The sequence below is a fragment of the Haloarcula sp. CBA1122 genome (genome assembly GCF_009741785.1).
In the GTDB taxonomy this organism is placed as follows: Archaea; Halobacteriota; Halobacteria; order Halobacteriales; family Haloarculaceae; genus Haloarcula; species Haloarcula hispanica.
In genome coordinates this window covers 24,076-30,294 of the sequence record NZ_WPCB01000042.1, presented here as the reverse complement: position 1 = coordinate 30,294, position 6,219 = coordinate 24,076, and the positions used below count along the sequence as shown (strand labels likewise).

At 62.1% G+C, this 6,219-nt stretch carries 6 protein-coding genes; 4 read left to right on the top strand and 2 right to left on the bottom strand.

The window, feature by feature from the left end; all coding sequences use genetic code 11:
* The coding region (locus GJ630_RS14955; protein ID WP_191450207.1) for a DUF1405 domain-containing protein at window positions 1-647 on the bottom strand (647 nt) is incomplete at its 3' end.
* A 166-nt stretch (window positions 648-813) separates the two neighbouring features.
* Between GJ630_RS14955 and pdxS the strand changes: the two genes are divergently transcribed.
* A complete protein-coding gene (gene pdxS, locus GJ630_RS14950; protein ID WP_050036890.1) occupies window positions 814-1,722 on the top strand; it encodes a pyridoxal 5'-phosphate synthase lyase subunit PdxS in 909 nt (302 codons plus the stop codon).
* Window positions 1,723-1,815: 93 nt separating this feature from the next.
* Window positions 1,816-3,039, top strand: a complete 1,224-nt coding sequence (locus GJ630_RS14945; protein ID WP_008312620.1) for a mechanosensitive ion channel family protein — start codon at window positions 1,816-1,818, stop codon at window positions 3,037-3,039.
* Window position 3,040: 1 nt separating this feature from the next.
* Here the strand turns inward: GJ630_RS14945 and GJ630_RS14940 are convergent, their stop codons facing one another.
* Entirely contained in the window at window positions 3,041-3,349 is a 309-nt protein-coding gene (locus tag GJ630_RS14940) for a hypothetical protein (RefSeq protein ID WP_050007027.1), read from the bottom strand.
* 213 nt (window positions 3,350-3,562) lie between these two features.
* On the opposite strand from GJ630_RS14940, the gene GJ630_RS14935 reads away from it, so the two are divergent.
* Window positions 3,563-4,144, top strand: coding sequence for a DUF2150 family protein (locus tag GJ630_RS14935; RefSeq protein WP_014040970.1), 582 nt, complete (start codon window positions 3,563-3,565; stop codon window positions 4,142-4,144).
* A gap of 46 nt (window positions 4,145-4,190) precedes the next feature.
* Window positions 4,191-6,206, top strand: coding sequence for a PKD domain-containing protein (locus GJ630_RS14930; protein WP_014040971.1), 2,016 nt, complete (start codon window positions 4,191-4,193; stop codon window positions 6,204-6,206).
* Window positions 6,207-6,219 lie beyond the last annotated feature (13 nt).

The following is a 6,219-nucleotide window of genomic DNA, read 5'->3' as shown; positions in this document are numbered from 1 at the left end:
GCTGCGGCCAGCGGCTCGGCCCGCAGCCAGGTGTGGTGTGGCCCGTCGAGAACCGGGACGAAGTAGTCCACGATGTCGTTGAAGCCGTACCAGAACACCGCAACGGCGACGGACACGACGGAAAAGCTCGCGTAGCGGTGGATGAGGAAGGCCTCGGCGGCCATCGCCAGGTGGCTCAGAATCAGGAACCAGTAGAGCCACAGCGGAATCCCGCCGGGGCCGTTGAGAACGAGTTGGACGTACGGCGTCCACAGACCGAGCTTGATACAGCCGAAGAAGCCGAGCATGTGGAGCCATTGCGTATCCCAGTCGAGCCGCCAGGCCACAAGCGAGAGCCCGATGAACATCGTCGCGACGGGCGAGTCCGGAATCAGGGGGTAGGCGGCCAGCGGAGCCGCGCCGAGTTGGCCCTCCACGAGCGGCGGCGCTGTGTTCAGCGGGCGGCCGGCGTAGTACCAGAAGCCGAACAGCGTCCCGACCAGATTGACGAGCGCGATTGGCCAGGCGAGTCGAAGCCCGACGTTCTCCAGCCACGCCGGCAGCGGCGCGACGTACCGCGGGAGCCCTTCGGCGTCTGGGAGCCGACGGCTGAACACCCGTGCGACAGCCGCGTCGATGCGCCCGCCGACACCCTCGTCCGTAGCCATGTCGATGCAGTGGGGAGACGCGATGAAAACGGTAGTGGTCTCAGCCCCGTCCCCTGGAGAATATTGTGGTCGCTGGCGCGATATCGGGGCCTCTGCGCGTGGGTCAAACGCCGTTCTGTCCCTCGAAAGGACACGCGTTAAGTAAATCCAGTCCTAAGTCTGGGTAATGACTGAAGAGACCGACCTCGAGGACCTCCGTCGCGGGACTGACCTCGTCAAGCGCGGCTTCGCGAAGATGCAGAAGGGCGGCGTCATCATGGACGTCGTCAACCGCGAGCAAGCCCGAATCGCCGAAGACGCTGGCGCAGTCGCCGTGATGCACCTGGAGTCGGTGCCGGCCGACATCCGCAAGCGAGGCGGTGTCGCCCGGATGGCGGACCCCGGCAAGCTCGAAGAGATCATCGAGGAAGTGTCGATTCCGGTGATGGGCAAGGCCCGTATCGGCCACACCGCCGAGGCCCAGATTCTGGAAGCGGCTGGCGCGGACATGGTCGACGAGTCGGAAGTGCTGACACAGGCCGACGACCGCTACCACATCGACAAGCGGGAGTTCACCGCGCCGTTCGTCTGCGGGGCGCGGAACCTCGCCGAGGCGCTGCGCCGCATCGACGAGGGCGCGGCGATGATTCGCACCAAGGGCGAGGCGGGCACCGGCGACGTGAACCAGGCCGTGACTCACCAGCGCAACATCCAGCGCTCCATCGGGATGCTTGAGGGGATGGCCCACGAGGAGCGCGACGAGTGGGCCCGCGAACACGGCGCACCGCGGCGACTCGTCCACGAGACGGCGGACCGCGGTCGGCTGCCGGTCGTCAACTTCGCGGCTGGCGGTATCGCGACGCCCGCCGACGCCGCACTGATGATGCAACACGGCTGTGACGGCATCTTCGTCGGCTCGGGCATCTTCGGCGCGGAGAACCCCCAGGCCATGGGCGAGTCCATCGTCGCGGCGGTCAACAACTACGATGACCCCGAACAGCTCAAGGAGATCGCGAAGAACCCCGGCAAGGGCATGAAGGGACAGGCGAACGCGGACCTAGACGAGGAAGAGCAGTTGCAGGGCCGCGGCGTCTAACTGGGGCCGCGACCAGCCGTATTTTCTCCGGTGTCAGGTTCATTACAGACGGCCGCTCAAAGACGAAGACACAAGTTCCTACGGCGGCGATAGGTGGCTGTGCAGGGGACGGCCACGCCGACGCCAGCGGCCAACGACACCGGGGAAGGCCTTTTGGAACTCTTTACCGTGTTACAGCGGTCGCTGGACCAGTTGGTCGCGACGCAGGGGCGACTCGTCGCGACGCTCATCCTCCTGGTCGTCTTGCTTTTCAGTGTCGTCGTCGTTCCAGCAGCCCTCTCCCGGCTTCGGTCTGTCACGTCAGACCGAACTGGCGACTGGCTGCAAGTCATGGCCGACTACACGCCGACGACCATCCGGGGTGTGTTTCTCCGGATCGCCCAGTTCTCGATGGTCGTCCTCGTCGTCGTCTCGTTTCTCATCGTCTGGGGAGTCCTCGATGTAGTCCAGACAGTAGGTCCGTACCTCGACGGGAGCGACCAGTCGGTGCTGGCGACGATACAGACGGTCGTCCTCGTCATGCTGGCCTTTGTCCTGTCCGACCAGATGCAGCGGTGGATCGGCCGGTTCAGCCAGGCCGTCACTGGCTTCACCGAACACCAGGAAGAGATCCTCCTCCGACTGGGGCAGGTCACTGTGTTCGTCACCATCGGCGCGACGATCTTCGCCGTCTGGGGCATCGATCTCAGCGGCCTGCTCGTCGGGGCCGGCTTCCTCGGTATCGTGGTCGGTCTGGCCGCCAGACAGACGCTCGGGTCGCTCATCGCCGGCTTCGTCCTGATGTTCTCCCGCCCGTTCACTATCGGCGACTGGGTGCTCGTCGGCGACCAAGAAGGGATCGTGACCGATATCACCATCTTCAACACGCGGCTGGAGAACTTCGACGGCGAGTTCGTCATCATTCCGAACGACCGCGTGAGTGACCGCGCGGTGACGAACCGTAGCCGCAAGGGGCTGTTGCGTCTCACGGTCGACATCGGTGTGGACTACGACACCGACGTTGACCGGGCGATGGACCTCGCTCGCGAGGCGATGGCCGACATCGAACACGTCGTCGATTCACCGACGCCGGACGTCGTCCCGAAAGATTTCGGGGACTCCGCTGTGGTGATGGAACTCCGGTTCTGGATCGATCATCCGACGCCACCACGGAAGTGGCGCGCCATCTCGGCGGTCGTCCGAGGTGTGAAAGCCACCTTCGACGACGAGGACATCACGATCCCGTTCCCCCAGCGGACCCTCTCGAATCGCGTGGACGCGGCGGACGAGGAGTCGCTGGAAGGCGGCGTGGAGATGCGTCCGGACGGCGACGGTTGACCTACAGGTCGAGGCCGTCGAGAAGGAGTCCCAGTCCGAGAACCCAGCATCCCAGTGCGGTCCCGAGCGTGCTGACATAGAACAGCAAAGACAGCCCATGCTCTGTTGTCAGCGGCCCACTCATCGCGGCAGTCGCGGCATCGCTCGCGGCCAAGAGCGACCCAGAGGTCAGAACCATACCGGCGAATGTGCCGACGGCGACCGGTAACGCCACGGCGATCAGCACCAGACCGACACGTTCGGCCAGCGCGGCGACTACAGCCGGGTCGAGGGATCGGCCACAAGTCGGGACCGGCTGCCGCTGTGCCATGTTACTTCATAACATATTCGAATGACATAAAAGTGCGTTCCTCGACAGAGACCGTGACACATATTCGGAGTGCACAGCCGATCCGGTAATCACACAGAACAGCTGCCTTAGGCGCTAAAAATGGTGTTTGCTGTTCGCTCTGGACGGTAGACACGCCGCGGCGGAACGGCCGCCGGTCGAAACTACTATCCCCAACGGGACGAACGGAGTGATATGAGCACTCCGCCGGGGGAGTATTACACCGAAGAACGCTGGCAGAACTGGCTAGACCGTATCGAGGAAGAAGAAGTCGACCCTGAAGACGAGGATTCGGCGCGGCTCCTGTTGAACCTCCAGGACGACGCCGCAATCGCGGTCGCGAAGATTCTCACCGATTACGAAGACGGACCGCTCGACGAAGAGGCGACCATCGACGAGCTTACCGGTGTCCGGGAGATCGTCCTCGACGACATCGACATCGACGACGAGGAGACCGTGATGCTGATCGACGGCGTCCAGACCTCGCTTTTGTGCGTGTTCTACGCAGCCGAGGAGTTCGTCGCGGAAGGTCCCGCGGACGACGCAACCATCACGGACTACATCGAAGCCGCCGCGGACGCGGAAGCCGAAGAGGACCTCGACGCGGCACTGGGCTACTGTGTGCAGGCCGGCACGCAGATCATTGGCGGGTCGGAGCTCCCGATGGAGGTCGCTGAGGACCTCGAATACGGACTCGTCTCCGAGTGGGTCAACGGACTCGACAGTCTCCAGACCGCGATGAGCGACCCGGAAGTCGTCGAAGAAGACGAGAGTTGATAATTCGGCAGTCAGGTTTTTACCGCCGTCTCCGCAACTCATCGGCATGACTTTCACGGGCGATGAGCGCGCGCAGTCAGTACAGGTCGGGGCTGTACTGCTGTTCGGCGTGCTTATCATCGCCTTCTCCTCGTACCAGGCGTTTGCCGTGCCGGAGCAAAACCGGGAGGTGGAGTTCAACCACAATCAGCAGGTACAGACGCATTTACAGGACCTGCGGAACGCTATCGTCTCCGTTCCGGGACAGCCGAGTCAGCAAGCCGTCTCAGTGCAGTTGGGGACGCGATACCCGAGTCGGCTGGTGGCGACGAATCCCGGGCCGCCGTCGGGGCTGCTGTACACGGACGGAACGACCAACGAGTCGCAGAACCTCACGGTTCGTAACGCCGAGGCGATTAACCCCGAGACGGCAGATTACTGGGACGGAACCGCACCGCGGCACTACAACACGGGGGCCATCGCCTACAAGCCGGAGTACAACGTCTACGGGGAGGCCCCGGAGACCGTGTACGAGCACTCGGTCGTCTACAACCAGTTCCGCGAGGGGAACATCACGCTCTCGGAACAGGCGATGGTCGATGGGCGCGACATCACGCTCGTCGCACTCAACGGGTCGATGAGCCGCTCGGCGAGCGATTCGGTTACGGTCGACGTGCGGCCGACATCGCAGTCGTCCCGAACGGTTCGCGTCACGAACGCGACAGAGACGTCGAACGTGTCGGTCTCGTTTCTCTCCCGGCTCCCGGCGGAGGAGTGGAGAGTGCTTCTCGAAGACGAAATCGACCCAAGTCCGGGTAACAAAAGCAACGACCGGTACATCGCAAACGTCATCGAGGCCGAGGGGCCAGGCTCGCTCTACAACGTCACAGTCGTCTTCGAGCGGGGAGCCACATATCGCCTGAAGATGGCGAAAGCGGGCGTCGGCACTCGTGTTGCCTCTGAAAGTGACGCGTACCTCACCACTGTCGGCAGTGAGAACGTTACTGTCGCAAAGGGCGACGACGAAGAGATTGTGCTGGAGGTTCGGGACGCGTACAACAACCCCGTAAGCGATGTCGAAGTGAACGGCTCAGTCGATGGGAGTAACGCGGGGTCGCTTACCACGGACACAGAGTCATCCGACAGCGACGGTCGCGTCAGGTTCGTCTACGAGACAAGCCAGTCGACGACAACTGGAACAGCCACCGTCCAGTTCAGCCTCGACGAGATCAATGGTTCGTTCGACGGCGAATCTCCTGAAGACGTCTCAGTGCCGGTGACAGTGACGGAAGCGAATCCCGGATCTGGGGGCGGGTCCGGCAACACAGGTCTCATCTACAACGAGGACGCTATTGCCCTCAACAGCAATGGGAACACTGATGGGGGCGTTGATGGGGGCGTCCAGTTTAGTGTCACCAATGAATTAGGCGAGGAGATCACAATAACGACGGTGGCAATCGACCCGGTTAACGACGATATAATCCGACTCAGTGACACCTTTAGCAACGACCGTGACCCAGCACCACAAGAGAACGAAGTATATATTCAGGCAGACACTAACGGATATACCGACTTCGGTGGCGGAACAGATGTCCCACGGACTGTTGATGTCGACAGTGATGGCAGCCTGAACGGTCCAAACCCAGTGCTGTCCGATACGTCAACGGCGACATTCCACCTGTTCGAGTTTATTCAGGATACCTTGTTTGGCTCTTCCGAGATAGATATGACTGGAGAGAGCGTCACGATAACCGTCACCTACGAGCTATCGAGTGGTGGTACCGATTCGAAGATGTTCACCGTCACTCCCGGAGGTGCGAACACGAACGAGCAACCGAACGCCGACTTCACGATAACCTCTGACGGGTCGGAATCGAATGGCAAGTGGGACTTCGACGCCAGCCCGTCCAGCGATCCGCAAGGCGACATCGTGACCTACGAATGGGATTTCGACGAAGACGGTATCTTCGAAACGACCGGCCAGACAGTAGAAAAGAAAAGAGTGGACTCCGGCACAGTGGTCGCACTCCGCGTCGTTGACTCAGAAGGGAATGCCGACACTGTCCGCAAAGAGGTTCCGTAACGGCCGTTCTCAC